Raw genomic sequence first — 26,822 nt, forward strand, 5'->3', positions numbered from 1 at the left:
GCCGCCGCAGACGGCGGGCAACCGCCGCTGCTCAGTCGCTGCCGTCGGCAACCAGTCTGCGAATGCCACACGGTGGCGCGACCCAGCGCTCAGTCCTCATCGTCCTGGTCGTCGTCGTGGGTATGGCCATGCCTGATTTCATCGGCGGTCGCCGGACGAACCGCGGTTACCGTGCAGGTGAAGATCAGCGCCATGCCGGCCAACGGGTGGTTGCCATCGAGCACCACCTTGTCGGCGGCGATCTCGGTGACGCGGTAGATCAGGACATCCTCGTCGTCGTCCTCATCGCCGCCCTCTGGAATGCCCTCGAACTGCATGCCCACTTGTAGTTCGTCGGGGAACTGGCTCCGCGGTTCGAGCTGGACGAGCGTTGCATCGTACTCACCGAAGGCGTCGTCGGGCTGCATCCTGACCACCACCGACTCGCCGATGCGCTTGCCGTGGACGGCCTCCTCGATCATCGGGAAAATGTCGTCGTAACCGCCGTGCAGATAGACGAGCGGTTCCTGGCCAGCATCGACCAGTTCGCCTTCGAAGTCGGTGACGCTGTAATCAAGCGTGACGACGGTATTCTTGGCAACTTGCATGTTCATGAATTCAGTTCCTTCACTGCCCGCAGCATGGCGAGCGCGTGGCCCTTGGCGCTGACTCCGTACTCCGCGAGCCGAAGGACGCCTTGTTTGTCGATGATGAAAGTCGAGCGGACAATTCCGGATCTCCGGACACCATTCACCTCTTTCTCCTGCCAGACACCGTACTGCCTGCACGCCAGCCCGTCTTCGTCCGACAGCAGGCTGATGGAGATGCCGTGCTCGTCGCGGAACTCGGCATGTTTCAGACAATCGTCGCGACTGATGCCGAAGATCTGGCAATCGAGCCGCGCGAACTCGTCCTCGTGATCCGAGAAGTCAGTTGCCTGCAGGGTACAGCACGGCGCGCCATCCCTCGGGTAGAAAAAGAGGATGACATTGCTTCTGCCCTGAAAGCGGGCCATGTCGATGAGTTCCATGTCCGCATCGGGGAGGACGAACATCGGCGCCGCCTGTCCTGCTTTCAGCATGCTACCCCCTCAAAGACCCCAACCGCGCACGGATCGTGCGCGGGCGGAGCAGATTCTAACCAAGCTTCCCGGATCTGACTACCGGAAAGAAAAGCTGCAATGCGGCTAGAATGTTCCCCTTCGCCGGCCGGCGGCCCGCCCGCGCAACAGTGCCGCGACCAGCGGGGCGGCGACCACGAGAGACCTCATCCGTAGCAAGCGTCCGAACTGGAGAGAAAATGAAAGCACTCACCGCCCTGCGCCACGCCCTCCCCGTCCTCGCCCTGCTGTCTGCGTCACCCGCCTTGGCGGCAGCCGACCGCCAGACGACCATCGAGCTGGCTGCCGAAGCCAGCCGGCCAGCGGCCAACGACCTGGCGCGCGCGACCGTCTTCGCCGAAGCGACCGGAGCAACGCCGGGCGAGCTGGGCAAACGGGTCAACGGTCTCATCACGGACGGGCTGAAGATGGCCCGCTCCTACGGCAACGTCCGCGTACAGAGTGGCGCCACCCACACGCATCCCGTTTACGGCAAGGGCAACCGGATTGAAGGCTGGCGCATGCGCTCGGATCTGACACTCGAGTCCACCGACGCGGCAGCGCTGTCGGAACTGCTCGGCAAGCTGCAAGCCTCGCTCGGCGTTGCCAACCTGAGCATGCTGCCCGCAGCCGAAACCCGTCGCAAGGCAGAGACCGAGGCGACGCTCGCCGCGCTGGCGGCCTTCCGCGAACGCGCCAAGGTGATCGCCGATGCACTAGGCAAGCCATTCCGGATCCGGCACCTGAGCGTCAGCAGCAGCGGCCGGCCACCGGTGATGCCGGTCATGCGCGCAGCGGCAATGGCGGCCGACGCGGCGCCACCGCCGATGCCGCTGGAAGCCGGCGAGAGTCTGGTCAGCAGCACGGTCTCGGGGCAGATCGAGCTGATCGAATAGCGCTTCCCGCTCGTTCGGCGGGCGGCGGCTGCAGGCTGCTAGGGCCGGACCGTCTTCCCCGTCTGCGCCGCTGCTCCGGACGGATTGCCGGCTGCGGCCTTGGCGGGTGCCGACCCTGCCGCCTTGGCGACCGGCGCGGGCGGCGGTTTCCCGGGCATCACCACCGCCCTCTGGTCTGCCGCCGGCTTTTCCGGAATCTGGACGAAGACCTCTCCCTGCTTCACCATCCCGAGTTCGAAGCGGGCACGCTCCTCGATCGCGTCATAGCCCTGCTTGAGGTCGCGTACTTCGGCATCGAGCCCGGCGTTGCGCAACTCGAGCACCTTGTTGGTCTCCTTCTGCTCCGCCAGTTGCCGGTCAACCTCCCAGACGCGCAACCAGCCGCCCTTGCCCAGCCACAGCGGGTGCTGCAGCAGGACGATGACGACCAGCAGCGCGATAGCCAGCCAGCGCACCTTGTGTCAACCGCGAGCGGCGGTCAGGCGAGGTTGTAGAAGGCGTCGCGACCGGGGTAACCGGCGGTGTCACCAAGATCCTCCTCGATGCGCAGCAACTGGTTGTACTTGGCGATGCGGTCGGAACGCGACAGCGAACCCGTCTTGATCTGCAGTGCATTCATGCCGACCGCGATGTCGGCGATCGTGCTGTCCTCGGTCTCGCCCGAGCGGTGCGAGATGACCGCCGTATAGCGCGCGCGCTTGGCCATCTCGATGGCGGCGAAGGTTTCGGAAAGCGTGCCGATCTGGTTGATCTTGATCAGGATCGAGTTGCCGATTCCCTGCCTGATGCCTTCCTTGAAGATACGCGTGTTGGTGACGAAGACGTCGTCGCCGACGATCTGCACCCCCTTGCCGAGGCGGGCGGTCAACAGCTTCCAGCCGTCCCAGTCGCCTTCGGCCATGCCATCCTCGATCGAGACGATCGGGAAGCGATCGGCCAGATTGGCGAGGTAATCGACCAACTCGTGCGGACTCAGTTGCAGGTGCTCGCCGGCCAGATGGTAGCGACCATCGCGGTAGAGTTCGGACGCGGCACAATCGAGGCCGATCAGGACGTCTCCACCGGGGCCGTAACCGGCGTTCTCGATCGCCTGCATGATCAGTTGCAGCGCCTCGGCATGGCTGCCGAGATTGGGCGCGAAACCGCCCTCATCGCCGACCGCGGTGGAGAAACCTTTCTTGTGCAGGAGCTTTTTCAGGGCGTGAAAGACCTCGGCGCCGCAGCGCAGTGCTTCGCGGAACGACGCCTGGCTGACCGGGAGAATCATGAATTCCTGGAAATCGAGGCTGTTGTTGGCATGCTCACCGCCGTTGATGATGTTCATCATCGGCACCGGCATCTGCATCGGCCCCGAGCCGCCGAAGTAGCGGTAGAGCGGCAGACCGGATTCCTCGGCAGCCGCCTTGGCAACCGCCATCGACACCGCGAGCATCGCGTTCGCCCCGAGACGGCCCTTGTTGTCGCTGCCGTCGAGATGGATCAGCGTCTGGTCGATGAATGCCTGCTCCTGCGCATCGAGACCGACGATCGCCTCGGAAATCTCCGTGTTGACGTTCTCGACCGCCTGCAGGACGCCCTTGCCGAGATAGCGGGCGGCATCACCGTCGCGCAGTTCGATTGCCTCACGCGAGCCGGTGGAGGCACCAGACGGGACCGCAGCCCGGCCCATCACCCCGGACTCGAGGAGGACGTCGCATTCGACGGTTGGGTTGCCACGCGAATCCAGCACTTCGCGGGCGACGACATCAACGACTGAGCTCATGGTCTTTCCTTTGTAGATCGCAACACAATCAAAGCGGCAATCCTTCGACGACCAGCATGTTCATGGTCGCCGCGTCGCGGCGTGCGGCTCGCGCCTGCTGGTACTCGGGCGAATCATAAAACCTCTTCGCCTGCTCGGGCGAATCGAACTCGACGATCACCAGCCGTTCCGGCACCTGCCAGTTCCCTTCCAGCACCTCGATCCGCCCGCCGCGTGCGAGATAGCGGCCACCGTGGCGAGCGATCGCCACCGCCGCCAGCTCCTTGTACGCAGCATAGGCCTGCGCGTCGGAAACCTTCGCCTCGACCAGCAGATAGGCCTTCACCGCCCGTTCTCCGCCAGACCCGCGGTCTTCACCAGGCGGTCGATGGCGACCAGGATCGCCAACAGGCTCGCCATGCGTGCCAGCGGCCAGCTGTTGGGGCCGTCCGACAGGGCCTGTTCCGGACGTGGATGGGTTTCCATGAACAAGCCGGCAACCCCGGCGGCGACCGCCGCCCGCGCGAGCACGGGGATGAATTCGCGCTGCCCTCCCGAAACCGTTCCCTGGCCGCCGGGCAGCTGCACCGAATGGGTGGCGTCGAAGACCACCGGGCAGCCGCTGTCGCGCATGATCGCCAGGCTCCGCATGTCCGCGACGAGGTTGTTGTAGCCGAAGGAGACGCCGCGCTCGCAAACCATGATGGTGTCAGCGGCGCCAGCGGCGCTGCGCGCCTTGTCGACCACGTTGCGCATGTCGGCCGGTGCCAGGAACTGGCCCTTCTTGATATTGACCGGCTTGCCCGAGGCGGCGACAGCCTCGATGAAGTCGGTCTGCCGGCAGAGGAAGGCCGGTGTCTGGAGGACGTCAACGACCGCAGCGACGGCGGCGATGTCCTGCTCGCGATGGACGTCGGTGAGGACGGGGACGGCGATCTGCCGTCGCACCTCGGCCAGGATGCGCAGCCCCTCGTCGATCCCGGGCCCCCGCGGCGACCGCCCGGAACTGCGGTTCGCCTTGTCATAGGAGGCTTTGAAGATGTACGGCAGGCCCAGGCGGGAACAGATCTCCTTCATCTGCCCGGCGACCTCGAGGCAGAGGCCGAGAGACTCGGCGGTGCACGGACCAGCGATCAGGAAGAGCGGCTTGCCCAGCCCGACCTCGAAGTCGCAGAGCCTCATGCCGCACCCCGCCGAGCCGCCGCTGCCTGGACGAAGGAAGTGAAGAGCGGATGACCCCGGCGCGGCGACGAGGTGAACTCGGGGTGGAACTGGCAACCGAGGAACCACGGATGGGCATGGGGGCCCTCTTTCGGCAGTTCGACGATCTCGCACAGTCCGCTGACCGGCGCCCGCCCGGAAACCACAAGCCCGACCTGTTCGAGTTCGCCGAGCAGCCTGTTGTTCACCTCGTAACGATGACGATGCCGCTCGACGATCTCCTCGCGACCGTAGATCGCCCGCGCCATCGTCCCTTCTGCCAAGCGGCAGAGCTGGCCACCGAGCCGCATCGTGCCGCCGAGATCGGAATTCTCGTCACGCGTCTCGACGCGTCCCGATGCGTCCTGCCACTCGGTGATCAGGCCGACGACCGGATGCGGCGAATCCGGGTCGAACTCGCTGCTGTGCGCGCCGGCCATGCCGGCGACGTCACGGGCAAACTCGACGACCGCCAGCTGCATGCCGAGACAGATGCCGAGGAAGGGAACCCCGTGCTCGCGGGCGTGGCGGATCGCGGCGATCTTGCCCTCGGTGCCACGGCGGCCGAAGCCCCCCGGTACGAGGATCGCATCCATTCCCTGCAGGGCGTGGCAACCGTCGCGCTCGATCTCCTCGGAGTCGATGTAGCTGATGCGGACCTTGCTGCGGGTGGCGATGCCGGCGTGGACGAGGGCTTCGGTGAGCGACTTGTACGACTCGGTGAGGTCGACGTACTTGCCGACAAAGGCGATGTCGAGCACCCGCTCCGGGTTCTCCAGCGCCTGCACGATGTTCTTCCAGACGCCGAGATCGGCCGCCCGGGCAAGGATCCCGAGCTTGTGGCAGACGATCTCATCGAGCATCTGGTCGTGCAGCATGGCCGGGATCTTGTAGATGGAATCGGCATCGCGCGCCTCGATCACCGCTTCGCGCTGCACGTTGCAGAACAGCGCCATCTTGCGCTTGTCGTCCTCGGGAATCGGCCGGTCGGTACGACAGAGCAGGATATCCGGCTGGATGCCGATCTCGCGCAGTTCCTTGACCGAATGCTGTGTCGGCTTGGTCTTAAGCTCGCCGGCGGTGGCGATGTACGGCACCAGCGTCAGGTGCATGTAGCAGGCGTTGGTGCGTCCCTCCTGCAACGCCATCTGGCGAATCGCCTCGAGGAAGGGCAGCGATTCGATGTCGCCGACCGTCCCGCCCACCTCGACGATCGCCAGGTCGGCGCCCTCGGCGCCACGCCGGATGTGTGCCTTGATCTCGTCGGTGATGTGCGGAATCACCTGCACGGTCTTGCCGAGATATTCGCCGCGCCGCTCCTTCCTGATCACCGAATCGTAAATCTGGCCGGTGGTGAAGTTGTTGCGCCGCTCCATGCGGGCATTGGTGAAGCGCTCGTAATGGCCGAGGTCGAGGTCGGTCTCGGCGCCATCCTCGGTGACGAAGACCTCACCATGCTGGAAGGGGCTCATCGTGCCGGGATCGACGTTGATGTACGGGTCGAGCTTGAGATGGGTGACCCTGATTCCGCGCGACTCGAGGATCGCCCCGAGCGAGGCGGCGGCGATTCCCTTGCCAAGGGACGAAACGACGCCACCGGTGACGAAAACGTACTTGATCATGGAGATGGCTGCAGCGGGAAAGCCCGATTGTAGCCGATAAGCCCTACCCTCTCCAAACGATGGCGGAGAGCAACGACCGACGTCACCGTCCGGCATGCCTGCGGCCCGCCGTGTTTGGTCGCACGCCCGCCGCTTGCCGGACGGACACCCGGCTGTTGCGCCATCGCCAGCGCAGCACCAATTCCCGACTCGCACCGTGTTCCTTGATCTATCCTCTCCAGGAGGATAGGATAAGCGGATGAGCACACACGCCTCCCATCCGGAGATCATCAAGCGCCTGAAAAGGGCCGAGGGCCACCTGCACAGCATCGTCGGCATGCTCGAGGAAAACCGTGGCTGCCTCGATATCGCGCAGCAACTGCAGGCCGTCGAGCGTGCCATCGCCAGCGCCAAGAAGACGCTGGTGCACGACCACATCGATCACTGTCTCGACCAGGCCAGCGGCGACGGCCCGCGCCGCCCGCATGACGCCATCCGCGAGTTCAAGGAAATCTGCAAGTATCTCTGAAACGCCCGAGGAGCAACCGCATGCAACAAGCCGAGACATCTTCCTGGCGCCACACGCACGTCTTCGACGAAGGCAACCTGGCAGCGGAGAGGGGTACCCGCGCGGTGGTGCTGATCACTGCGACGATGATGTTCGTCGAGATCGTCGCCGGCTGGTGGTTCAACTCGATGGCGCTGCTCGCCGATGGCTGGCACATGAGTTCACATGCAGTCGCGATCGGCCTCTCGGCCCTCGCCTACAGCGCCGCCAGGCGCTACGCGGACGATCGGCGTTTCGCCTTCGGCACGTGGAAAATCGAGATTCTCGCCGGCTTCGCCAGTGCCATCTTCCTGCTCGGCGTGGCGCTCATGATGGTCAGCGGCTCGCTCGAACGTCTGCTGTCGCCACAGCCGATCCGGTTCGCCGAGGCCATCGTCGTCGCCGCGCTCGGGCTGGCGGTCAACATCGTGTCGGCGCTGATCCTGCATGCGGCACACGACCACGGGCACACCCACCACCACGCGCACGCGCACGATGATCACGAACACCATGCCGATCGTGAGGCCGGAGCCCTTGGGCGCCCGCCTGGCGAGCGGGCACAACACGGGCACGCAGCGCATGGCCACGGCGGCGCTTCCGACCTCAATCTGCGCGCCGCCTACCTGCACGTCGTCGCTGACGCCGCGACCTCCGTGCTCGCCATCGTCGCCTTGTTGGGCGGCATGGTGTACGGCTGGCAGTGGCTCGATCCGGTGATGGGAATCCTCGGCAGCCTGCTTGTCGCGCGTTGGGCATGGGGCCTGATCCGCGACACCGCCCGCGTACTCCTCGACCGCGAGATGGACCATCCGGTGGTCGACCAGGTGCGACGGGAACTGGTCACCAACACCGCCTGGCGATCGCCGCCGCGAATCGACGACCTGCACGTCTGGCGTGTTGGCCGCGAGAGCTTCGCGGTGATTGCCAGTCTGGCGAGCGATGATCCCTCGCTCACCCCGACAGCCGTGCGCCACCTCCTGTCGCGACACGCCGGGCTGGCGCACATCTCGGTCGAGGTCAATCGCCCCGGCGACCTGCACGCGTTGCAGCTACCGCAGACAGGAGCCTGATCGATTCGCCGCATTGCATGTCCTGGCACTGCAGCGGCCATGGCGACGAGGTCGCTTCGCGCAACAGGTGCCCGCCCCACAAGCTCCGAGGGCAGCACGCCACCGACTTCTGTCGGCTGCCGCCGTTCGCGAGCGGCAAAAGGAAAAAGCCGTTTGGCTACGTCGCCAAACGGCTTCCTTCTCGCCCGTGTCGGGCCGCCGCCCAATCTGGCGGCCCGTTCCGTGCTTGCTCAGGCTGCCTTGCGACGCCGCATGCCGGCCATGCCGAGAAGCGCCAGGCCCATCACGCTCAGCGTTGCCGGCTCGGGCAGCGCCACACCGCGGATGTCGATGCTGCCGCTGGCGGCATAACCCGCGGTAGCCGAACCGCTGTTGAAGCTGCTGCCCAGGGCCGCATCACTGCCACCCGGGAAAGCGTTGGTGTCGAGGTAGAGCTGCGCGGGGCCGCCGGTGAAGTTCAGCAGACCGTTGCCAGCGCCACTGCCGATGGTGCCGAGGCTGCCGCTGAGGATGAACGAGTCGAGGGCGATCGGCGTGCCGACACCATCGAGGCAGTTGTCGGCGGCGGTGCAAAGCCGGGTCGTCGCGCCGGTGGCGTCAACCCAGAGGTTGCCAGCCGATATGGTGGCCTTATCGGCTGCGAAGCTGCCGGTCGGCACGAACTCGGTCGCCGAGGTATAAAAATGGATGGCGCCACCGGAGAACAGGACGTTGAATGGCGGATTGCCCGGAACAGCGGAATTGATCGCCTGAGTCTTGTAGCCGTCGAACCAGTAGCTCAGGAACACGCCGTTCTGGCCGCGCGACCAAGTGACGTTGCCCTGCGAATCCTTGAAGTTGTCGATGCGACCGACGCCAGCCAGAATCTGCCCCGGAGCGGTGATGGCCAGGGTTCCATCGGAGGCGAGAGTGCCCTCATAGACGTCACCCACCTCGAAATAGGCGCCCCCAGCGAACGAAACTCCGTTGACCGTTGCCGCGCCTGCCACACCCGCGCCCATGGCGAGAGCAACGGCGAGAGCGATGCCAGTTTTGTTCATGATTGATACTCCTTATAGTAGAAAGACCCCAGGTTTTCTCGCACCTGGGTGCGCAACCGGATAAAAGCAACATGCGTGCCAGGAATTTGTCAGAACCACAACAAGCTGTTTTTATGAACAATTGTTCTCCCGCCTGCGGTGGCTTGGCGTCGACGGCTAGAGCAACTGTAAAAAAAGCCGACGCTTCAAGGGTGGCTCGCCAGCGGCGGACAGCCCGCTGGCTCACCAGGCCAAAAGATGGAACAAGGCGAGGTTGCCGCTGGCCTCGACGGCAGCGCGCGGTCATGTCCGTAAAAGGCCCGCCGCTGGCCAGGCAGCCGCATGCGCTGCGAGCCGGTTCGACCGCCAGCAGGGAACGGCGTGGAATCAGCCGCTCATGCGGCCGGTCCCGCTGCTACGGCTCTTCCGGGAATCCGGCCAGCAGTTGCTCGACGATCCAGCGCGCCTCGGCTTCGCTGAGGAAGCGGTGCCAGGGCGGCATCGGCGTTCCCGGCCGGCCGCCGTGGATCGTCGCGACGAGCGAGTCGGCCGGCTTGTCGCGCAGTGCTTCGGGCTTCAGCGATGGGCCAAGCCCCCCTTGCAGCGTCATGCCGTGGCACGAGCCGCAGTCCTGCCGCACGAGATGGACGAGTTCGCGTTGCCTGGCTGCCGTGGGCAACGGCTCTGCCCGTAGCGGCGTGGCGGCGACGAGAACGCAGAAGACGACGAGATGGCGCATGCGTGACGAGGCCGATCAGACGCCGGCTGCGACACTATGTCGCAGCCGGCGAGATGGCGAAGGACACTAAGATTGCATCATTCTAGCCGAACCGCCGAGACAGTCCAGGGAGACGACGATGCAGGACAACGATCATCCGTACAACGACGACAACGACGGCGAACTGGCCTCACTGCTGCTCGGCGCCGGCTTCGCCCTGGCGTCGTTGATCATCCTGCCGGCCATCGCCCAGCGCGTCGGCATCGGCAGCAGCCTGACGATCGCCCTGCGCGGCGCCCTCATGCGGGCTGCCAACCGCGTCTGACGACGGGCGCGAAGCCGCTGCACCTGCACGGACCGCCGCCGCTGGCGAGCGAAGCGGTCCGCAGTTCCTGCCCTGATGCCTGTCTCGCGTCCAAGCCACCTCGCTTTGGGTCTGCTCTGTTGCGGCGGCGCCCTCTTCGCCGTCAGCCTTGCCGACGCTGCCCGCCTGCGGCAGCAACGTGCCGACTCCGGTCAGGCGATGCAGGCGCTGGTGCGGCAGCTGCAGCTCACCGACCTCTGCCTGTTCACCGAGGCCCGCTATACCCGCCACCCGTCGCAGACCGACCTGCACTCGGCTTTTCAGGACCACCCGCTGGCGCTCGAACACTTTCCCAGCGGCTCGCTGCTGTTGCCACCCGCCAACCTGCGCGGCCACCATGAACGTCTGGATCGAGAAACAGAAGTACCTGATTGACTTCACCGTCGCGTCGCTCGCCCGGCGCAAGGCGAAGAACCTCGGCCTGCTGCTGGTCTACTCGCTGATCGTCTTCCTGCTCGCCTCGGTGATGCTGTTCACGCACGCTTTGCGCCAGGCTGCGAACGAGCTGCTCGCCGGCGCTCCCGAAATCGTCCTGCAGCGCATGGTCGCCGGCCGCCATGACCTGATCCCGCCCGGCTACCTCGAGCGCATCGCTCGCCTGCGCGGCGTCCAGGAGAAACAGGGACGCCTCTGGGGTTACTACTACGACCCGGTGGTCAAGGCCAACTACACGTTCATGGTCGCCGACGACCGGCTGCTGGCGCCGGGTACGCTGGTCGTCGGCGCCGGGCTCGCGCGCACACGCGGCGTCGCGCCGGGCAACCTCATTTCCTTCCGCGCCTATTCCGGCAAGCTGTTCACCTTCAGCATCGCCGACATCCTGCCGGCGAAGTCGGAACTGCTCAGCGCCGACCTGGTGCTGCTCAGCGAAGCAGACTTCCGCGCCTTCTTCGACATCCCGCCCGGCCATTACACCGACATCACGCTGCGCGTCGCCAATCCGCTCGAGGTGCGCAACATCGCGGGCAAGCTGGCACAGCAGTTTCCCGACTCGCGTCCGATCCTGCGCGAAGAGATCCTGCGCACCTACGATTCGATCTTCAGCTGGCGGGAAGGCATCGTTCTTGCCCTTGCGACGCTCGCCCTGCTCGCCTTCGCCATCCTCGCCTGGGAAAAGGCCTCCGGACTGTCGGCCGACGAGCGGCGCGAGATCGGCATCCTCAAGGCGATCGGCTGGGAGACCGGCGACGTCCTGCGGATGAAGTTCTGGGAAGGCGCCTTGTTGTCGCTGAGCGCATTCCTGCTCGGCTACCTTGCCGCCTACGTGCATGTCTTCCACTTCTCCGCATCGCTGCTCGCGCCGGTGCTCATGGGGTGGGCGGTTCTCTATCCGCGCTTCGAACTCAGTCCGGTGATCGACGGCCTGCAGGTAACGACGCTGTTCTTCTTCACGGTCTTCCCCTATGCGGCCGCGACACTGGTACCCATCTGGCGCGCCGCGATCAGCGACCCCGACGCGGTGATGCGCGGCTGAACCGGCGATGATCGAACTCAGGCAGATCCACAAGACATTCAACGCCGGACGCGAGAACGAGTTCCGCGCCCTCAACGGCATCGACCTGCACCTGCCGGCGGAGCGCGTGACGGCCTTGCGCGGCCCGAGCGGCTCCGGCAAGACGACGCTGCTGTCGATCATCGGCTGTCTCGCGCGACCGACGAGTGGTCGCGTCCGCCTGCTCGAGCGCGACATCTCGGGCCTGCCCGAACGCTTCCTGACCGAAGTCCGGCGCCGCACCTTCGGCTTCGTCTTCCAGCAGTTCAACCTCATCGGTGGCCTCTCTGCGAGCGAGAACGTCATGCTGCCCGCCTACCCGCTCGGCGGCGACCGGCACGCACTGCAGGCCCGTGCCGAGGAACTGCTCGCCGGCCTGCGCCTGGCCCACCGGCGGACGACGCGCGTCGAGCTGCTCTCCGGCGGCGAACAGCAGCGCGTGGCGATCGCCCGCGCGCTGATCAACGAACCGCCGGTGATCATTGCCGACGAACCGACGGCCAATCTCGACACGGCGCTGGCAATGGAATTCATGGCGATCATCGAGGAACTCGCCGGCACCGGCCGCACGGTGCTGCTCAGCAGCCACGACCCGTTGCTCGTCGAATCGTCGCTGGTGGACCGCGTGGTCGACATGCGTGACGGACGCATCGTCGACGCGGCAGTGCCGGCCCGGGCCGGCCGATGATCTTCCAGCCGGCGATCCTCGCCCTGCTGCTCTCTTCGCTGCTCTGCATCGGGCTGCTGCTGGCGGCGACGCCGCATGCCATCGACCTCATCCGCCACTGGGACCTGTCCAGCGGCAGCGAACGCCAGTTGCTGCGCGAACGCCGCACCTATCTGCTGTCGACCCTGCTCGCCTTCGTCTTCGCGACACAGCTCGTCGCGCTGCTGCTCTTCGTCTTCAACGCCGATCGCATGGCGTCGCTGTTCGTCGGCGCGATGTGCGCCGTCGGCACCCTGGAGGCCAACGCTTTAGGCTTCCCGGCGCTGCTGGCGCAGATCCTCGTCTTCTTTCTCGCCGCCGTCTGGCTGGTGATCAACCACGTCGACACGCGAGCTCCGGACTACCCTCTGCTGCGCATCAAGTACGTCCTGCTGCTCTGCCTGCTGCCGTTCCTGCTCGCCGCCGCCGTGCTGCAGTGGCGCTTCTTCCTCGCGCTGCGGGCCGACGTCATCACGTCGTGCTGTGGCAGCCTGTTCTCCGACGCGACGCCCGGAGTCACCGCCGACCTGGCTGCGGCGCCACCGCTGCCGACGATGCTCGCCTTCTACCTCAGTCTGGCGCTGGCCAGCGGCTGTGCGCTGCTGTATCGCAGAGGGCAGAGCGCCGGCTACCTCGTTGCCCTCTTGTCGGCGGTCGCGTTTGCCGTCACCATGGCGGCCTTGCTGGCCTTCATCTCGCTCTACGTGTACGAACACCCGCACCACCACTGCCCTTTCTGTATCCTCAAGCCGGATTACTCCTACCAGGGTTACGCGCTTTACGTGCCACTGTTCGTCGGCACGGCTGCCGGTCTCGGCGTCGGAGCGGTGCAGGCTTTCGCCAGAGTTCCCAGCCTGCAGTCCGTCATACCGGCCTTCGCCGGCAGGCTGGCCGGGCTCGCGGCAGCCATGTTCATCGCCGTCGCCGTCGTCGCTTCGCTGATCGTCATCAACTCCCGCCTGCTCCTCGTCGAGAATTGAACACGCGGCGCCGGCAGACCCACCTCGCGCTCGCCCTGCTGACCCTCATCGTGGCTGGCTGCGACGGAAGTGGCGGCGTCCGGCTGAACATCGGCGACGAGGCACCGGCCTTTGCCGCGCCCACCCTCGACGCCGGCCCGCTCAGCTTCCCCGGCGAGTTGCGCGGCAAACCGGTGGTCATCCGCTTCTGGGCCGACTGGTGCCGCTTCTGCGCCGACGAGATGCGCGCGATCGATGGCGTCTGGCAGCGTCATCGGCAACGGGGGCTGGTCGTGCTGGCGATCAACGCCGGCCAGAGCCGGCAGGAGGTCGAGGCCTTCATCCGTCGCATCGGCGTCGGTTATCCCGTGCTGCTCGACGCCCAGGCTGCGATTTCGCGCCAGTACGGGGTCGTCGGTCTGCCGACGACCTATTTCGTCGCCGGCGATGGCCGCATCCGTGGCAAACTTCTCGGCGAGGCCGATGCCGCGACCTTCGAGCGTCTGGCGGACGAGCTGCTGCGATGAGCGAACGGAACGACTGCCACCTGTGCGGCCTCGACTGCGGCAAGAGGCCGCTGCTGCTGCAGACGGCGGCGGCGGAGCTGCGCTTCTGCTGCGAAGGCTGCAAGGGAATCTTCCTGATGTTGCACGACATCAAGGAAGTGCCGGGAAATTCGACGCACGCTGGCGGGGACAAGCCGACCGGCTGACAGGGAGGAGTGCACGATGATGAACGGAAGCACGATGGAAGCACTGGGACACGTGATGAACAGGCCGGCGGCACACGCGGCGGCAATCGGCGGCGCCGCCGCGCACGGCGTCGTCGCGGCGCGCACGCTGCTGCTCAACCCGCTGACCCTGCTCGCCGTCGGCGCCGCCGGCGGCATGGTCGCCGGCTTCCTGCTCTGCCGCTACCGCAAGGAGATCGCGCTGTCGGTCTCGCGGGCGTGCGGCATGGGCAAGGATTTCGTCCTGCAGCAGAAGGAAAGCCTCGCCGACCTGCTCGAGGAGACCCGTGAACGCGAGGCGGATGCGGCGGTGCCGACTGGCGAAGACGGCGACGCGGAGGTTCCGCCGCAGGCGGCCAGCTGAATCCGCCACCAGCAGAGGCAGCCATGGTGATTCCGTCTACCGACCCTGCCGACGACTGGTCGCGGCGGATTTTCGTTCGCTACCGCGCAGCCGGCCACCTGCGGCTGGAACTGCCGGCGGCGATCTGTTCGCCCGCCAGCGCACACTGCATCGAAACGGCCCTGCGTCGGCAGGAAGGGGTCTATCGCGTCGGACTGCACGCCGGCGAGCGCAAGTTGTCCGTGTTCTACGATGCGCACGTCTGCGACGCCGGCGCCATCGCCCGCTGCCTGCAGCAGGTGCTGCCGCGGCTGCCGGCAACCGATGCCCCGCCGCAGGCTGCCGCGGGCGAAACTGCCGCCGACCCGGCGTCAACGGCGGCGGCACGTGGCCGGGCACACCGGGTCGGCACGGCCACGCAGTTCGAGGCTGCCGCCCGACGCTCGCTGCGCCGCCTGTTGCGCGGCCTGGACCGCTACCCGCAATTGCAGGGCGTGCGAAGCCGCGTGCAACCGGTGCTCGAGAGCGCGCTGAGCGAACGGGCGATCGTCAACTTCCTCAACGACCTGCTGGCTTTCCATCTCATCCGCGTACACTGGGACCTCATCAACCAGCAGTGGCTGCGCGACCCGCTGAAGTTCCGATCCGCGTGGCTGACGATCTTCTACCTGGTGTTCCTGCTCGTTCGCTACCGCAAGGGCGGCGGCCGGAAATGACTTCCGGCGGCTACCGCAACCTGCACATCGTGCACCGGCTGCGGCGCCGGGTGCGCCTGGTTGCGCCACCGCTGGCACGCGACGACGAGCGCTGCTGCATCGTCGAGATCCTGCTGCGCAAGCGGCCCGGAGTTCGCGACGTACGTGCCGTTCCGGCTCTCGGCTCGCTGGCGATCCACTACGATCCGCGCCAACTGCCCGAAGCCCGCCTGCTGACCAGCGTCGACGACCTGATCGGCCGCCTCGCCGCCTGCCCGCCGGCGCGACCGCCGGTTGTCCGTGCCGCTGCCGACGCACCGCTGCAGGAATCCTCACTGGCCATTGAAGGCCTGAGCTGCGCCTCGTGCGCCCTGCTGATCGAACTCTCGCTGCGCCGTGATCCGCGCGTCCATCTGGCGAACGTCAATTTCGCCGCGCAGACGGCCGTCGTGCGCGGCACGATCGGCCGCGACGAGGTTTTCGCGCTGGTCAACGGGCTCGGCTACCGGGCACAGGCGATGGATACGGTGGCCCAGCGCCGCCTGCTCGTTGAACGCGAGAAGGCGAGACTCGCGCAGGCAAAGCGGCGCGTCGTCGTCGCCGCAGCCCTGACCGCGCCGGTGATGGCGCTCGGCATGGCCATGCATCGCTCACCCGCGCTGCGCCTGCTCGAGTTCGCCCTGGCAACGCCGGTGCTCTTCGGCCCTGGCCGCGACATCTTCGGCAAGGCCTGGCAGATGGCGCGGCAGCGGAGCGCCAACATGGACTCGCTGGTCGCGATCGGCGCCGGTTCTGCCTACCTGTACAGCCTGCCGGGCCTTTTCCTCAGCTCGCACCATGTCTATTTCGAGGCCGCCGCCGGCATCGTCAGCTTCGTCCTCCTCGGCCGCTTCCTTGAGGAACGCGCCAAGGGGCAGGCCAGCGAAGCGATCCGCAAGCTGATCGAGCTGCAGGTGACGACCGCCGTCGTCCTGCGCGACGGTCGCGAAGAGGTGGTGCCGATCGACTTGGTCGTCGTCGGCGACCTGCTGCGCGTGCGCCCCGGCGAGCGCATTCCGGCTGATGGCGTCGTCGTCGCCGGCAGCTCGGAAGTCGACGAGGCGCTGCTCAGTGGCGAGTCGCTGCCGGTCGGCAAGGGCTGCGGCGATCCGGTCCATGCCGGCTGCGTCAACGGCAACGGCAGTTTCACGCTGCGTGCGACCGCGGTCGGTGCCGACACCGTGCTCGCCGGCATCGTCCGCCTGGTCGACCAGGCACAGGGCAGCAAGCTGCCGGTGCAGAAACTGGCCGACCGCATCGCGCAACGCTTCGTTCCTGCCGTCGCCGGCGTCGCCGGGCTGACCCTTGGCGGCTGGCTGCTCGCCGGCAGTCCGCCGGCGACGGCGCTGGCGCACGCCATCGCCGTCCTGCTCATCGCCTGCCCGTGTGCGCTCGGTCTGGCGACGCCAACGGCGATCATGGTCGGTACCGGCCAAGCCGCGCGGCGCGGCATCTACATCCGCAATGGCGAGGCGCTGGAGAGCGCTGCCGGGCTGAACACGCTGGTCTTCGACAAGACCGGGACGATCACCGAAGGCCGACCGGCGGTCACCGACTTCTTCCCGGCCGCGAACGCCGACCGGGTCAGGCTGCTGGCGCTCATGGCAGCTGCCGAGGCCGGCTCCGAGCACTTCCTCGGCCGGGCGATTGTCGCCTGGTGCGCGACCCAGGCGATCGTTCCAGCAGCATGCAGCGAATTCACGGCGATCCCCGGGCGCGGCGTGCGCGCCGTCTGCGACCACCGGACGATGCTGATCGGCAACTCGGCGCTGCTCGCCGAGGCCGGCATCGACTGTGCTGCCAGCGAGGCGCAGGCGGCGGCGCTCGCCGACCAGGGCCGGACACCGGTCTTCGTCGCCGTCGACGGCCATGCGCTCGCGCTGCTGGCGATCGCCGACCAGCCGCGCGCCGGCGCGCGCGAGGCGATCGAACGACTGCATCGCCTCGGCATCGAGACGGTGATGGCCACTGGCGACGTCGCCGCCGTCGCCCGCCAGATCGCGCGCCAGGTGGGGATCGGGCGCGTCGTCGCGCGCGCCACGCCGGCCGACAAGCTGGCCCTGATCCGCGACCTGCAGCGCCAGGGGAGGCGCGTCGGCATGATCGGCGACGGCATCAACGACGCGCCGGCGCTGACCGCCGCCGACGTCGGGCTGGCCATCGGCAGCGCGGCCGACATCGCCCTCGAGGCGGCCGACATCACCCTCGTCGGTGGCGACATCGGCCGCGTCACGGCGACGATCGAGCTGTCCCGGCAGACGATGCGAATCATCCGCCAGAATCTGTTCTGGGCCCTCGGCTACAACGTCGTGGCGATTCCGGTCGCCGCCGCCGGCCGCCTCAGCCCGATGATCGCCTCGGCGGCGATGGCGCTGTCGTCGGTTTCCGTCGTCAGCAACTCGCTGCGCCTGCAAAAGAACTGAGCTTGGACCACACGCAGCATCAGGCACTGGCCGAGTTCTCCTACTGGCTCGCCTTCATGACCGGCATCCTCGGCAGCGGTCACTGCCTCGGCATGTGCGGCGGGCTCGTCTCCGGCTTCTTCATCAAGCTCGGCGCGCGCAGCTTCGCGCCCTATCTCGCTTACCACCTGACGCGCGTCGGCGTCTATGCGTTGATCGGCCTGCTGGCGGCGGCGCTCGGCACGGTCCTCGTGCAGACCGGCGCCTTCGGCAAGCTGCAGGGACTGTTGCAGATCGTCGCCGGCTGCATCGTCATCCTGCTCGGCCTCGACCTGCTCGGCGTTTCACCATGGCGCAACACGCTCGCCTTCGCCCCGGTCGACTGGCTGCGCCGCCAGTTCGTCAGTGCCAGCGCGCGCGGCGTGCTGCCGGGAGCGATGATCGGCGGTGCGATCAACGGTCTCATGCCGTGCTCGATGACGATGGCAATGGCAATCAAGGCCACCACCGCACCCTCGGTCGTCGAAGGCGGTCTGTTGCTGCTCGCCTTCGGCGCAGGCACGCTGCCGTCGATGCTCTCGGCGAGTTTCCTCTTCGGCAGGCTCGGCGTGCGCACGCGCGGCTGGCTGTTGCGCGGCGCCGCGCTGTTCGTCATCGTCCTCGGTCTGACGACCGTCTGGCAGGGCATCCGCTATTACGTCGTGATGCAGCGACTGGCCGGCTGATCCCGATTGCGTCCTGGCCGGCGTCGGTGTCGCGGACGCTGCCGAAGACACGCGCCGCGGACCCACGGCAAGCTCACGGCAACCGCCCGCGGGCGACGCGACTCGCCAGCGCGGACGGCACCGGGGTGCTGCAGCAGGCGAAGCTCCGCCGGCAGCGCCAGAGCGCCCGCGCCGCCGGGCCGCTGCGACGATTTGCCGCAGTTCGCCACGCGGCAAAGGCCCTACCATGCGCCTTGACGCCACCCCGCACTGCTCCCCCCATCGCCGGACAGGAAAATGATCGTGAAACGCCGTGATCTGCTGAAACTCTCGCTGGCCGCGAGCGGCCTGCTCGCCACCGGCGCCGAGGCGCAACCCGCCTGTGCCACCGACGGCACCCCGGCGCAATTCATCCCGAAGAAGGTGGCCGATCCCCGACCGGCCGACAGCGACCTCGAGAAATTCCCCAAATGCCCGTATTGCGGCATGGATCGTCGCCAGTTCCATCATTCGCGCATGCTGCTGCAGTACAGCGACGATCTGCCCGACGGCGTCTGCTCACTGCATTGCGCGGCAATCAGCCTGGCGGTGAATGTCGACCGCGAACCGAAGACCATCTGGGTCGCCGACAACGCGTCAAGCGCCGAGGCCAAGCCTCTGCTCGTCGTCGATCAGGCCACCTTTCTGGTCGGCAGCCGCATCCGGGCGGTGATGAGCAGGCGCAGCAAGGTGGCATACGGCAGCGAAGCGGCTGCGCGGGCGGCGATGGCGGAAAACGGCGGCGAACTCGCAAACTTCGACCAGGCGCTGCTCGCCGCCTACACCGACATGTCGCAGGATGTCGCGATGATCCGCAGGAGCCGTGAGGAGCGGCGACAGCGGGCGGCTGGCCGACCGCACGGCTGAACGCTGCCGCGATGTCGTCGCGACCGGCGCGCTGGCTGGTTGCCGGGGCACTCTGGCTGGCCGCCGGCCTCGCGCTGGCGAGCGCGTTGCCACCGAAGCCGGGCGAGCGTGACCTCTGCCCGGTCTGCGGCATGCTCGTCTCGCGCTACCCGAACTGGATCGCGGTGGTCGCCTACCGTGATGGCCAGGCACACTTCTTCGATGGCGCCAAAGACCTCTTCAAGTACCTCGGCAACCTGACGCGCCACGCGCCTGGCCGCAGCACCGGCGACATCGCCAGCATCTGGGTCACCGAGTACTACGGACTGACCCGCATCGACGCCCGCCGCGCCTTCTACGTCACCGGTTCCGACGTAACCGGGCCGATGGGGCACGAGTTCGTTCCCTTCGCGACACGCGCCGATGCGGAAGAGTTTCTCAAGGAACACCGCGGCCGCCGCATTGTTGCCTTCCGCGAGGCGACCGCAGAACTGGCGGCACGCGTCGACAAGGGGCTCTTCGACTGACCGGTCGAGCCAGCAACGGACGAAAAACCAGCTCGTCGGCTCAGGGCAGCGTCAGGATCCAGCGCACGAGAACGCGGATGTTGTCGATGCCGGCACGCTTGTTGGCCGACATGTAGTCATTCCCCCAGACGCCACCGCCGCCTTCGTACACCTTCTTGACCAGGATTTCCTCGACTTCCGGCTGGCCGCGGTAGCGCTTGGCGACGTCGCGCCAAGCAGGGCCGCGCAGCGTCTCATCGACATCGTGGCAGGTCAGGCAGCGGCTCTGGTCAGCCAGTTCGAGCATCGCCGGATCGACCGGCGGCGGCGCTGCCAGCGTGATCGACGGCAACAGCGCGAAACAGAGAGTCAGGGCCTTCGCTTTCATTGCTTCTCCTATGGCCGACGGCCAGGTACTGTCTCGTCCGCCGCGGCGTACGACGAAAACGGGGGGCCGCAGCCCCCCGTTCGCTTCGACTGCGGTCTCTGCGATCAGTAGATGTCGCGCTGCGTGTTGTACACGTTGAACTTGCCGGTCGGCGTCACGAGACGCGGGTCCTTGATCACGCTCTTGACCGTCCGCGTCTTGTCATCGACGACGACGATCGCCGAAGGCTCGGTCTTGTTGCCGGTCCACACCGAGAACCAGACCTCATCGCCCTTCTCGTTGTACTCGCCATGCACGACGCGCTGGATGCCCTTCGTCTTGCCGAGGTTGGCGGCGGCTGCGAGATCGATCACCTGCGGTTTCGGATCCGGGTTGCCAAGGTCGTCGATGTTGTAGACCGTGACCGAACCGGCCAGTTTCGGATCGGGGTTCAGCGGCGCGTCGGCCCACAGGTTCTTCGACTTCGGATGGGTCTTGACGAACAGCGAATTGGCGCCGTGGTTCTTCACTTCCTGCACGACCTTCCACGCATGCTGCGGGTTCTTCGCCGGATCGGTTCCGATGATGCTGATCACGTCGGCGCCGAGGTGCGAGGTGGCCCAGACCGGACCGTACTTCGGATGGTTGAAGTTGGCGCCACGACCCGGATGCGGGATCTTGGCGGTGTCGACCAGTGCTGCCAGCTTGCCTTCCTTGGTGTCGACGACCGCGACCTTGTTCGACGCATTGGCAGCGACGAGGAAGTAGCGCTTGGAAGCGTCCCAGCCGCCATCGTGCAGGAACTTGGCCGAGTTGACGGTCACTTCCTTCAGGTTGTTGATGTCCGAGTAGTCGACCAGCTTGATCATGCCGGTCTCCTTGATGTTGATCACCCACTCGGGCTTGTCGTGCGACGAGACGATCGACGCCACGCGCGGCTCCGGATGGTACTCGCCATCGACGGTGACGCCACGCGTCGAAATCAGCTTCAACGGCTCGAGGGTCTCGCCGTCGAGGATGGCGTACTGCGGCGGCCAGTACGCGCCGACGACGGCGTACTTGTCCTCGAATCCCTTGTACTTCGAGGTGTCGACCGAGCGCGCCTCGTAGCCGGCCTTCATCGTCGCGACGATCGTCGGCTTCTCGTACCACATGTCGATCAGATCGTAACGACCATCGCGGCCGATCACGTGCACGTAGCGCCCGGAAGCGGAGACGCGCGAGATGTGGACAGCATAGCCGGTCTTGACGATGCCCCAGATCTGCTTGGTATCGCCGTCGATCAGGGCCACTTCGCCCGAATCACGCAAGGTGACGGCAAAAACGTTCTTCAGGTTGACGTTGTTCATCTGCTTCGTCGGCCGCTGTGCGACCGGAACGTGCAGCTTCCAGCTTGCCTTCATGTCCTTCATGCCCCATTCCGGCGGCGCTTCGGCAGGCATCTGGATGTAGGTCGCCATGTTGGCGATTTCCTTCTTCGACAGGATGTCGTCGAAGTTCGGCATGCCGCCTTCGGTTCCGTAGGACATGATTTTCTCGAGCCGCGAGGTGCCCAGCTTGGTTGTGTTGGCCGGTTCGAGGTTCTTGCCGGTGGCGCCCTTGCGCAGCATGCCGTGACAGCCGGCGCAGCGCTCGAAGTAGGTCTTGCCGGCAGCGGCCTTGTCCTCTGCCGAAAGTGTCGGGCCTGCAGCCGGAGCGGCACTGGCGGCTGGTGCGGCAGCCTTCTCGGCTGGTGCGGCGAACGCCAGGTTGATCGCCAGCGGCAGGCTTGCCAGCATCAGTACGTTACGGATTCCCTTCTGCATTGTTCGATTCCTCTCCTCTTGAAGTTGCTTGTTCAGCGCTCGCGGTCAGACCCGTGTCAGACTCCGCGCAGGATGACATGCCACCCCTGCCAGCCCTGAAGCATGACCCGCGCAGCCCAGTCGTAGCAAGGCTTGACGGCCACCGCAAAAAAAGGCTTTCGCAAAGGAGGGCTAGACAATTTTCGAGGCCTTTGGCAGAATAGGCTGAGGTTAGCGGATCTGCGTTTCTGGTGAAGGTTGTGCGATGGATGCGATGACGCCGAGCAGTTGGGTGCACTGCGGCCGGGAGTTCAGTGCGCGAGAGGTTGCCGACATCTGCGCGACGGTGGCGTGGCTGCCCGGGTTGGCGCGCCATGAACTGGCGGCGACGCTGTGCGAGCATCTGGGCTGGGTGACGCTGACGGGGACGGCGAAGACGGGCGCCTGCCTGGAGTTCCTGCAGCGCTTGCAGGCGGCCGGCCTGCTCGTCCTGCCCGCACAGCGGGCCGCGCGGGTATCCCGTTCGACGCCACGCTGCCCGGCGCAGCCCCGGGCCGTTGCCGAGCCGATGGTCGAGCCGACTCCGGTGGAGGTTTCGCTGTCGGCCCTGGCCCCGGTCCGCCTGGAAGTGATCCACGACACCGCCTTGGCGAAGCAATGGGATGATCTGATGGCGCGCTGGCACCCGCTCGGTTTCCAGGGTGCCTTCGGCTACCGGTTGCGTTACTTCATCACGGCGGGCGAGCTGCGGCTCGGTTGTGTCCTGTTGTCCGGTGCCGCCCGGGCAGTGGCCGTGCGCGACGACTGGATCGGCTGGACCGCTCAGACCCGGCGCCACAACCTGCCACGGGTACTCAACAACAGTCGCTTCCTGATCTTCCCGCACGTTCGCGTACCGCATCTGGCCAGCCAGGTGCTCGGCCAACTCGCGCGTCGTGCGCGCAGCGACTGGCTCGAACATTGGGGCTTCGAGCCCCTGCTGCTGGAAAGCTTCGTCGACCCGCGACAGCATACCGGCACCTGCTACCGGGCTGCCGGTTGGCAATTGCTCGGAGAGACCAGCGGACGCGGGCTGGCCCGCCCTGGGCGGACCTATCACAGCACGCCTCGGCAAGTATGGGTCAAGCCGCTCGGCAGCGACGGTCGGGACCGGCTGTGCGCCGTGACCGAGCCCACCCGGCGATGAGCAAACCCTGCAGTCGTCCGACGCGTGCCGGCATTCGGGCGCAACGCAGCGACAAGAGACGGCAGGAGCAGGCGCTGAACGCGAAGCGGCGCGCGATGGGACAACGGCCCCAGTCACCCCCGCCGCTGCCCAACCGATGCTCGGCCTTCACGACCATCGACGAAGAACGGGCAGCCCGCGAGGACGCCGTGAGCAAGCAGGCACGCCTCCTGCGCCAGGAGCTGCCGGCCTTGCTCGACCAGCTGGAACGGATTCCCGACCCGCGGGCCCCCAGGAAGCGCCGGCACAAGCTGACCGCGCTGCTGCTCTATGGGCTGCTGATGTTCGTCTTCCAGTTCGCCTCCCGGCGCGAGACCAACCGCGAAATGACCCGTCCGCAGTTCCTCGCCAACCTGCAATTGCTGTTCCCGCAGATCGAGGCCCTGCCGCACGCCGACACCCTCTATCGGCTGCTGCGCGACATCGACCTGACGCAACTCGAACAGGCGCACGTCGACCTGGTGCGCCGCCTGATCCGCGGCAAGAGCTTCCGGCGTTATCTGATCAACCACTGCCATCCGATCGCCATCGATGGCTCGCAGAAGCTCGCCGGCGACACCCTCTGGGCGGAGGAACTCCTGCAGCGCAGCGTCGGCAAGGACGAAAACCGCCACACCCAGTACTTCGTCTACGTGCTCGAAGCCAGCCTCGTCTTCCACGGCGGTCTGGTCATCCCGTTGCTCAGCGAGTTCCTCGAACACGCGCTGGGCGACAGCGAAGCGCAGAAGCAGGATTGCGAGCTGCGCGGCTTTGCGCGCTTGAGCGACCGGCTCAAGAGGCTGTTCCCGCGCCTGCCGATCCTGCTCGTGCTCGACGGACTCTACGCCAACGGGCCGGTGATGCAACGCTGCCGGCGCGCCGGCTGGCAGTTCATGATCGTCCTCCGGGACAAGGATCTGCCCTCGGTCTGGGAGGAGTTCCGCGCGCTGCAGCCCCGGCAGTCGCAAACCCGGCAGCTGGACTGGGGCAAACGCCAACAGCACTTCAGCTGGGTCAATGACATCGAGTATGCCTTTGGCGCGAACGGTCGTTGCCGGCTCAAGCTGCACGTGGTCGTCTGTGAGGAAAGCTGGCAGCGGGTCGACCAACAGGCCGCCATCGTGACCGAGACGGCACGCCACGCCTGGCTCTCCAGTCGGCCGCTCAGCTGCGAGAACGTCCATGTGCGTTGCAATCTCGGCGCCCGCCACCGCTGGGGCATCGAAGCGGGCTTCCTCGTCGAGAAACACCAGGGCTACCACTACGAGCATGCCTTTGCCCTCGACTGGAATGCGATGCGCGGCTACCACCTCCTGATGCGGCTGGCGCATGTCTTCAATACCCTGGCGCGCTTCACGCGACAGCTGCGCGATCTGTTCGACCAACTCGGCGTGCGCGGGGCCATCGCCTTCATCCGAAATTCCTGCGCTGCGCCCTGGCTCGATTCCGCGCGGATGCGCGTGCTTCTCGCCAAACCCTTTCTGCTGCAACTCGAGTGACCTCTCCAGGACGGCCCCAGGAACCACCCCGCGCGGTGCGCTCCGTGCAGGGAGAGGCTCGCCCAGAGATCACAACGGAGTTCCTGCCACCGATCGACACCCTCTTCACGGACCCCACACCACCCACGCATCCAGCCCTCACCTGCCACCAGCCTCCAGCAATCTGACCGCTTCAGCGCCGAAAACGGGGGCTTCCGGCAAGCGGGGCCGATTCAGCAGGGTCATGCTTCAGGGCTGCACCCCTGCGCGGATCCTTGACTTTCATCAAAACACGCAAGGCCAACGGCAGGCGGCGGCAGATCAGTTGAACATGCTGGCGCGGACGCTTATGCTTGCGCCTCAACGAAAGATCGGGAACAGTACCATGAGTCAGTCGCCTCCGTCAGCAACCCGCGGTACCGTCTACATCGTCGGCAGCGGGCCTGGCGACCTCGACCTGCTGACGCTGCGCGCCGCACGCCTCATCGGCGAGGCGGACGCGATCGTCTACGACCACCTGATCGCCGATGGCGTGCTCGAACTGGCGCGTCCGGATGCCGAAAGGATCTACGCCGGCAAGGAAAGCTCGAATCACAGCGTACCGCAGGCGGAACTCAACCGGATGCTCGTGCGTCTGGCGCGCAGTGGCAAGGCCGTGGTCCGCCTCAAGGGCGGTGATCCGTTCGTCTTCGGTCGCGGAGGCGAGGAGATCGAAGCGCTGGTCGAATCGGGCATCCCGTTCGAGGTCGTCCCGGGCGTCACCGCGGCCGCCGGTTGCGCCGCCTACGCCGGCATCCCGCTGACGCATCGCGATCACGCACAGGCGGTCGCCTTCGCCACCGGCCACCTGAAGGACGGCACGATCAATCTCGACTGGCCGTCGCTGGCGCGGCCCCGGCAGACCGTCGTCTTCTACATGGGAGTCGGCGGGCTGTGCGAAATCTGCCGCCAGTTGATGGCGCATGGACTGCCCGCCGAGCACCCGGCGGCGGTCGTCCAGAATGGCACGACGCGGCGACAGCGCGTGCTGACCGCCGACCTCGCGACCCTGCCGGCGAAGGTGGCGGCTGCCGGCATCAGGTCACCGGCCCTGATCATCGTCGGCACGGTGGTTCGCCTGCAATCGACGCTCGCCTGGTTCCCTCGCCCGGGCAGCGACGAGGCTAAGGGTTAAGGCACGCGCACCAGCAAGCCGAGGGCGAGCAGGAAGGCAAAGACCATCTGCAGCCCGGCAGTGCCGGCGAGCAGTGTGTTGTACTCTGATCCGGCAGCGCGGCGAAAACGCACGATCTGACGCGCAGCCAACGGCAGCGCCAGACACGGCAGGACGAGCCAGATACCACGGTCAGTCAGCGCCGCCAGCCATGGCAGAAGCGCGAAGGGCAGCAATATTTCGCCGGAGTAGATGGCGCATGCTGCCCGCCGCCCGCAGAGAACCGACAGCGTTCGCCGTCCGGCACGGGCGTCGGTCTCACGGTCACGCGTGTTGTTGATGGTGATCAGGGCGGCCGCCAGCAGGCCGACGATGGTACCGGCCAGCACGGCGGCGGGCGCCAGCGACAGGGTCTGCAGGTAGTAGCTGCCGCTGACCGCCAGCACGCCGAAGAAGAGCAGAACGAAGAACTCGCCGAGCGGCGTGCAGGCGATTGGCCGCGGCCCGCCGGTGTAGGCCCAGCCAGCCGCCAGCGATGCCAGACCGATGGCGACGATCGGCCAACCGCCGTGACCAGCGAGATAGACGCCGAGACTGAACGCCAGGGCAAAGGCGACCCACGCGCCGCGCCGCACCACCGTTCCGGGCAGCCAGCCCATGGCCGTCGCGCGCGGCGGCCCGAGGCGCTCGGCGCCATCGACGCCGCGCTCGAAATCGGCGACATCGTTGTGCAGGTTGGTGCCGATCTGGATCAGCAACGCGGCAAGCAGCGCGACCAGCGCCGGCAGCCAGAGGACGGCGGCCTGCTGCGACCACGCCAGCGCACTGCCGATGAGCACTGGCACCAGTGACACGCCGAGCGTCTTCGGACGCACCGCCAGCCACCAGGCGTAGCCCCGGCGCGGGGTCGGACCGCCCGCTCTCATCGCCAGCGGGCGACCTGCGCCACAGCTGCCACAAGCGCTTGCCCTGCAGTCAGCGGCAACGCGAGAGCGCGCGCAAAAAGCGGCGCTGCCCGCCCGCCCAGCCGGCGCCGGAGCACTTGCCCTGGGTCCTCGTCCCCTCTCGCCGCACACCGGCGTCGGCTCGCCAAGCTCCCGGTACCGCCGCTGCGGGCAACCTGTCGGGAGACTGCCAGGCC

The 26,822-nt window shown here is 66.8% G+C and carries 31 protein-coding genes; 19 read left to right on the top strand and 12 right to left on the bottom strand.

Annotated features, from left to right (window positions below):
- Positions 1-89: 89 nt before the first annotated feature.
- Together V5B60_RS19280 and V5B60_RS19285 are read right to left on the bottom strand one after the other, a co-directional pair.
- On the bottom strand, positions 90-587 hold the full coding sequence (locus V5B60_RS19280; protein WP_034937351.1) for an FKBP-type peptidyl-prolyl cis-trans isomerase: 498 nt from the start codon (positions 585-587) through the stop codon (positions 90-92).
- A 2-nt stretch (positions 588-589) separates the two neighbouring features.
- Positions 590-1,060, bottom strand: a complete 471-nt coding sequence (locus V5B60_RS19285) for a peroxiredoxin (protein WP_034937167.1) — start codon at positions 1,058-1,060, stop codon at positions 590-592.
- A gap of 218 nt (positions 1,061-1,278) precedes the next feature.
- Between V5B60_RS19285 and V5B60_RS19290 the strand changes: the two genes are divergently transcribed.
- Positions 1,279-1,974 carry an SIMPL domain-containing protein gene (locus V5B60_RS19290; protein WP_332349302.1) on the top strand — a complete coding sequence of 232 codons (696 nt, stop codon included), beginning with the start codon at positions 1,279-1,281 and terminating at the stop codon, positions 1,972-1,974.
- Positions 1,975-2,012: 38 nt separating this feature from the next.
- On the opposite strand, the gene ftsB is transcribed toward V5B60_RS19290, so the two are convergent.
- From ftsB to V5B60_RS19315, 5 genes are read right to left on the bottom strand one after another with little or no spacing between them, the layout of a single operon-like run.
- Positions 2,013-2,429, bottom strand: coding sequence for a cell division protein FtsB (ftsB, locus tag V5B60_RS19295; RefSeq protein WP_332349304.1), 417 nt, complete (start codon positions 2,427-2,429; stop codon positions 2,013-2,015).
- 23 nt (positions 2,430-2,452) lie between these two features.
- Entirely contained in the window at positions 2,453-3,736 is a 1,284-nt protein-coding gene (gene eno, locus V5B60_RS19300; RefSeq protein ID WP_332349306.1) for a phosphopyruvate hydratase, read from the bottom strand.
- A 28-nt stretch (positions 3,737-3,764) separates the two neighbouring features.
- Positions 3,765-4,061 carry a DUF1330 domain-containing protein gene (locus V5B60_RS19305; protein ID WP_332349308.1) on the bottom strand — a complete coding sequence of 99 codons (297 nt, stop codon included), beginning with the start codon at positions 4,059-4,061 and terminating at the stop codon, positions 3,765-3,767.
- Positions 4,058-4,897, bottom strand: coding sequence for a 3-deoxy-8-phosphooctulonate synthase (gene kdsA / locus V5B60_RS19310; RefSeq protein ID WP_332349310.1), 840 nt, complete (start codon positions 4,895-4,897; stop codon positions 4,058-4,060). Before kdsA ends, V5B60_RS19305 begins: the two co-directional genes overlap by 4 nt.
- Positions 4,894-6,537 (bottom strand): CTP synthase, encoded by a 1,644-nt coding sequence (locus V5B60_RS19315; RefSeq protein WP_332349312.1) that lies wholly within the window; start codon positions 6,535-6,537, stop codon positions 4,894-4,896. The genes kdsA and V5B60_RS19315 overlap by 4 nt, the downstream gene beginning before the upstream one ends.
- 238 nt (positions 6,538-6,775) lie before the next feature.
- Here V5B60_RS19315 and V5B60_RS19320 point away from each other — a divergent pair, with 238 nt between their 5' ends.
- A complete protein-coding gene (locus V5B60_RS19320) occupies positions 6,776-7,045 on the top strand; it encodes a metal-sensing transcriptional repressor (protein ID WP_332349314.1) in 270 nt (89 codons plus the stop codon).
- 20 nt (positions 7,046-7,065) lie between these two features.
- Entirely contained in the window at positions 7,066-8,133 is a 1,068-nt protein-coding gene (gene dmeF / locus V5B60_RS19325) for a CDF family Co(II)/Ni(II) efflux transporter DmeF (RefSeq protein ID WP_332349317.1), read from the top strand.
- 230 nt (positions 8,134-8,363) lie between these two features.
- Here the strand turns inward: dmeF and V5B60_RS19330 are convergent, their stop codons facing one another.
- Positions 8,364-9,173 carry a PEP-CTERM sorting domain-containing protein gene (locus tag V5B60_RS19330; RefSeq protein WP_332349319.1) on the bottom strand — a complete coding sequence of 270 codons (810 nt, stop codon included), beginning with the start codon at positions 9,171-9,173 and terminating at the stop codon, positions 8,364-8,366.
- Between the two features lie 394 nt (positions 9,174-9,567).
- A complete protein-coding gene (locus tag V5B60_RS19335) occupies positions 9,568-9,891 on the bottom strand; it encodes a c-type cytochrome (RefSeq protein WP_332349321.1) in 324 nt (107 codons plus the stop codon).
- Between the two features lie 118 nt (positions 9,892-10,009).
- On the opposite strand from V5B60_RS19335, the gene V5B60_RS19340 reads away from it, so the two are divergent.
- The 13 genes from V5B60_RS19340 (at position 10,010) to V5B60_RS19400 (ending at position 19,716) form a co-directional block, all read left to right on the top strand.
- Positions 10,010-10,195, top strand: a complete 186-nt coding sequence (locus tag V5B60_RS19340; RefSeq protein ID WP_332349323.1) for a hypothetical protein — start codon at positions 10,010-10,012, stop codon at positions 10,193-10,195.
- A gap of 75 nt (positions 10,196-10,270) precedes the next feature.
- Positions 10,271-10,609 carry a hypothetical protein gene (locus V5B60_RS19345; RefSeq protein WP_332349325.1) on the top strand — a complete coding sequence of 113 codons (339 nt, stop codon included), beginning with the start codon at positions 10,271-10,273 and terminating at the stop codon, positions 10,607-10,609.
- On the top strand, positions 10,572-11,708 hold the full coding sequence (locus tag V5B60_RS19350) for an ABC transporter permease (protein WP_332349327.1): 1,137 nt from the start codon (positions 10,572-10,574) through the stop codon (positions 11,706-11,708). Before V5B60_RS19345 ends, V5B60_RS19350 begins: the two co-directional genes overlap by 38 nt.
- Positions 11,709-11,715: 7 nt before the next feature.
- Positions 11,716-12,414: an ABC transporter ATP-binding protein gene (locus V5B60_RS19355; RefSeq protein ID WP_332349328.1), complete on the top strand. Its 699-nt coding sequence runs from the start codon at positions 11,716-11,718 to the stop codon at positions 12,412-12,414.
- Positions 12,411-13,412 carry a hypothetical protein gene (locus V5B60_RS19360; RefSeq protein ID WP_332349330.1) on the top strand — a complete coding sequence of 334 codons (1,002 nt, stop codon included), beginning with the start codon at positions 12,411-12,413 and terminating at the stop codon, positions 13,410-13,412. The genes V5B60_RS19355 and V5B60_RS19360 overlap by 4 nt, the downstream gene beginning before the upstream one ends.
- On the top strand, positions 13,409-13,918 hold the full coding sequence (locus V5B60_RS19365) for a TlpA family protein disulfide reductase (RefSeq protein WP_332349332.1): 510 nt from the start codon (positions 13,409-13,411) through the stop codon (positions 13,916-13,918). Before V5B60_RS19360 ends, V5B60_RS19365 begins: the two co-directional genes overlap by 4 nt.
- Positions 13,915-14,103, top strand: a complete 189-nt coding sequence (locus tag V5B60_RS19370; protein WP_332349334.1) for a metal-binding protein — start codon at positions 13,915-13,917, stop codon at positions 14,101-14,103. The genes V5B60_RS19365 and V5B60_RS19370 overlap by 4 nt, the downstream gene beginning before the upstream one ends.
- 16 nt (positions 14,104-14,119) lie before the next feature.
- Complete coding sequence (locus tag V5B60_RS19375; protein WP_332349336.1) at positions 14,120-14,485, top strand: hypothetical protein; 366 nt, start codon at positions 14,120-14,122, stop codon at positions 14,483-14,485.
- Positions 14,486-14,508: 23 nt separating this feature from the next.
- On the top strand, positions 14,509-15,180 hold the full coding sequence (locus V5B60_RS19380; RefSeq protein WP_332349338.1) for a hypothetical protein: 672 nt from the start codon (positions 14,509-14,511) through the stop codon (positions 15,178-15,180).
- Positions 15,177-17,621 (top strand): heavy metal translocating P-type ATPase, encoded by a 2,445-nt coding sequence (locus V5B60_RS19385; RefSeq protein ID WP_332349340.1) that lies wholly within the window; start codon positions 15,177-15,179, stop codon positions 17,619-17,621. The genes V5B60_RS19380 and V5B60_RS19385 overlap by 4 nt, the downstream gene beginning before the upstream one ends.
- A gap of 2 nt (positions 17,622-17,623) precedes the next feature.
- Positions 17,624-18,325 (top strand): sulfite exporter TauE/SafE family protein, encoded by a 702-nt coding sequence (locus tag V5B60_RS19390; protein WP_332349343.1) that lies wholly within the window; start codon positions 17,624-17,626, stop codon positions 18,323-18,325.
- Positions 18,326-18,607: 282 nt separating this feature from the next.
- On the top strand, positions 18,608-19,210 hold the full coding sequence (locus V5B60_RS19395) for a nitrous oxide reductase accessory protein NosL (protein WP_332349346.1): 603 nt from the start codon (positions 18,608-18,610) through the stop codon (positions 19,208-19,210).
- 11 nt (positions 19,211-19,221) lie between these two features.
- Positions 19,222-19,716, top strand: a complete 495-nt coding sequence (locus V5B60_RS19400) for a nitrous oxide reductase accessory protein NosL (RefSeq protein WP_332349348.1) — start codon at positions 19,222-19,224, stop codon at positions 19,714-19,716.
- Positions 19,717-19,756: 40 nt separating this feature from the next.
- On the opposite strand, the gene V5B60_RS19405 is transcribed toward V5B60_RS19400, so the two are convergent.
- Entirely contained in the window at positions 19,757-20,083 is a 327-nt protein-coding gene (locus tag V5B60_RS19405) for a c-type cytochrome (protein WP_332349350.1), read from the bottom strand.
- Positions 20,084-20,187: 104 nt separating this feature from the next.
- The gene (locus V5B60_RS19410; RefSeq protein ID WP_332349353.1) at positions 20,188-21,867 is read right to left on the bottom strand and encodes a cytochrome D1 domain-containing protein; all 1,680 of its coding nucleotides are present in this window, start codon (positions 21,865-21,867) and stop codon (positions 20,188-20,190) included.
- A gap of 244 nt (positions 21,868-22,111) precedes the next feature.
- Between V5B60_RS19410 and V5B60_RS19415 the strand changes: the two genes are divergently transcribed.
- The 3 genes from V5B60_RS19415 to cobA all read left to right on the top strand — a co-directional run bounded on the left by V5B60_RS19415 (position 22,112) and on the right by cobA (position 25,702).
- Positions 22,112-23,032, top strand: coding sequence for a DUF4338 domain-containing protein (locus V5B60_RS19415; RefSeq protein ID WP_332345729.1), 921 nt, complete (start codon positions 22,112-22,114; stop codon positions 23,030-23,032).
- Positions 23,029-24,549: a transposase family protein gene (locus tag V5B60_RS19420; protein WP_332346274.1), complete on the top strand. Its 1,521-nt coding sequence runs from the start codon at positions 23,029-23,031 to the stop codon at positions 24,547-24,549. Before V5B60_RS19415 ends, V5B60_RS19420 begins: the two co-directional genes overlap by 4 nt.
- A 364-nt stretch (positions 24,550-24,913) precedes the next feature.
- Positions 24,914-25,702, top strand: coding sequence for a uroporphyrinogen-III C-methyltransferase (gene cobA / locus V5B60_RS19425; protein ID WP_332349355.1), 789 nt, complete (start codon positions 24,914-24,916; stop codon positions 25,700-25,702).
- On the opposite strand, the gene menA is transcribed toward cobA, so the two are convergent.
- Complete coding sequence (menA, locus tag V5B60_RS19430) at positions 25,699-26,535, bottom strand: 1,4-dihydroxy-2-naphthoate octaprenyltransferase (RefSeq protein ID WP_332349357.1); 837 nt, start codon at positions 26,533-26,535, stop codon at positions 25,699-25,701. The genes cobA and menA overlap by 4 nt on opposite strands.
- Between the last annotated feature and the right edge of the window lie 287 nt (positions 26,536-26,822).

Origin of the sequence: Accumulibacter sp. (genome assembly GCF_036625195.1) — a bacterium.
In the GTDB taxonomy this organism is placed as follows: domain Bacteria; phylum Pseudomonadota; class Gammaproteobacteria; order Burkholderiales; family Rhodocyclaceae; genus Accumulibacter.

Coding starts and splice junctions, on each gene's coding strand:
- V5B60_RS19280 (WP_034937351.1), bottom strand. CDS start 587: ATGCAAGTTGCCAAGAATACCGTCGTCACGCTTGATTACAGCGTCACC.
- V5B60_RS19285 (WP_034937167.1), bottom strand. CDS start 1,060: ATGCTGAAAGCAGGACAGGCGGCGCCGATGTTCGTCCTCCCCGATGCG.
- V5B60_RS19290 (WP_332349302.1), top strand. CDS start 1,279: ATGAAAGCACTCACCGCCCTGCGCCACGCCCTCCCCGTCCTCGCCCTG.
- eno (WP_332349306.1), bottom strand. CDS start 3,736: ATGAGCTCAGTCGTTGATGTCGTCGCCCGCGAAGTGCTGGATTCGCGT.
- kdsA (WP_332349310.1), bottom strand. CDS start 4,897: ATGAGGCTCTGCGACTTCGAGGTCGGGCTGGGCAAGCCGCTCTTCCTG.
- V5B60_RS19315 (WP_332349312.1), bottom strand. CDS start 6,537: ATGATCAAGTACGTTTTCGTCACCGGTGGCGTCGTTTCGTCCCTTGGC.
- V5B60_RS19320 (WP_332349314.1), top strand. CDS start 6,776: ATGAGCACACACGCCTCCCATCCGGAGATCATCAAGCGCCTGAAAAGG.
- dmeF (WP_332349317.1), top strand. CDS start 7,066: ATGCAACAAGCCGAGACATCTTCCTGGCGCCACACGCACGTCTTCGAC.
- V5B60_RS19330 (WP_332349319.1), bottom strand. CDS start 9,173: ATGAACAAAACTGGCATCGCTCTCGCCGTTGCTCTCGCCATGGGCGCG.
- V5B60_RS19335 (WP_332349321.1), bottom strand. CDS start 9,891: ATGCGCCATCTCGTCGTCTTCTGCGTTCTCGTCGCCGCCACGCCGCTA.
- V5B60_RS19340 (WP_332349323.1), top strand. CDS start 10,010: ATGCAGGACAACGATCATCCGTACAACGACGACAACGACGGCGAACTG.
- V5B60_RS19345 (WP_332349325.1), top strand. CDS start 10,271: ATGCCTGTCTCGCGTCCAAGCCACCTCGCTTTGGGTCTGCTCTGTTGC.
- V5B60_RS19350 (WP_332349327.1), top strand. CDS start 10,572: ATGAACGTCTGGATCGAGAAACAGAAGTACCTGATTGACTTCACCGTC.
- V5B60_RS19355 (WP_332349328.1), top strand. CDS start 11,716: ATGATCGAACTCAGGCAGATCCACAAGACATTCAACGCCGGACGCGAG.
- V5B60_RS19360 (WP_332349330.1), top strand. CDS start 12,411: ATGATCTTCCAGCCGGCGATCCTCGCCCTGCTGCTCTCTTCGCTGCTC.
- V5B60_RS19370 (WP_332349334.1), top strand. CDS start 13,915: ATGAGCGAACGGAACGACTGCCACCTGTGCGGCCTCGACTGCGGCAAG.
- V5B60_RS19375 (WP_332349336.1), top strand. CDS start 14,120: ATGATGAACGGAAGCACGATGGAAGCACTGGGACACGTGATGAACAGG.
- V5B60_RS19380 (WP_332349338.1), top strand. CDS start 14,509: ATGGTGATTCCGTCTACCGACCCTGCCGACGACTGGTCGCGGCGGATT.
- V5B60_RS19385 (WP_332349340.1), top strand. CDS start 15,177: ATGACTTCCGGCGGCTACCGCAACCTGCACATCGTGCACCGGCTGCGG.
- V5B60_RS19400 (WP_332349348.1), top strand. CDS start 19,222: ATGTCGTCGCGACCGGCGCGCTGGCTGGTTGCCGGGGCACTCTGGCTG.
- V5B60_RS19405 (WP_332349350.1), bottom strand. CDS start 20,083: ATGAAAGCGAAGGCCCTGACTCTCTGTTTCGCGCTGTTGCCGTCGATC.
- V5B60_RS19410 (WP_332349353.1), bottom strand. CDS start 21,867: ATGCAGAAGGGAATCCGTAACGTACTGATGCTGGCAAGCCTGCCGCTG.
- V5B60_RS19415 (WP_332345729.1), top strand. CDS start 22,112: ATGGATGCGATGACGCCGAGCAGTTGGGTGCACTGCGGCCGGGAGTTC.
- V5B60_RS19420 (WP_332346274.1), top strand. CDS start 23,029: ATGAGCAAACCCTGCAGTCGTCCGACGCGTGCCGGCATTCGGGCGCAA.
- cobA (WP_332349355.1), top strand. CDS start 24,914: ATGAGTCAGTCGCCTCCGTCAGCAACCCGCGGTACCGTCTACATCGTC.